The organism is Solihabitans fulvus (assembly GCF_008386585.1).
In the GTDB taxonomy this organism is placed as follows: domain Bacteria; phylum Actinomycetota; class Actinomycetes; order Mycobacteriales; family Pseudonocardiaceae; genus Solihabitans; species Solihabitans fulvus.
Map to the genome: position 1 here is coordinate 1 of NZ_VUOB01000247.1, position 259 is coordinate 259.

A 259-nucleotide genomic window follows, 5' to 3' on the forward strand; every position below is an offset into this window, starting at 1 on the left:
CCCGTCTTCGGTTTTATGAAGGTGACCACTTGGCCCAGGAACTCTTCTTACCTTTTTGGCTCTTTGGGCTATGTCTGGTGTTCTTGTAAGCAGCTTCTCAATCAGGTACTCTCTGTTCTTGGCTTTCTGGAAGAATTTGCATTTTAAAAGTTCTGCTGCTGTGGGCCTTTTGGAAGGATCTTTCTGAAGACACAGTGAAAGTAATTTTCTAAAGGACTTGCCGTACTTTTTCATCATTTCTTTATCCTCTACCCCTGTT

Annotated in this window: 1 protein-coding gene; it reads right to left on the reverse strand. The window is 42.5% G+C overall.

Annotated elements, in window-relative coordinates; genetic code table 11:
* Positions 1-259: hypothetical protein (locus F0L68_RS44180; RefSeq protein ID WP_223199629.1), on the reverse strand; the 259-nt coding region annotated here is incomplete at both ends.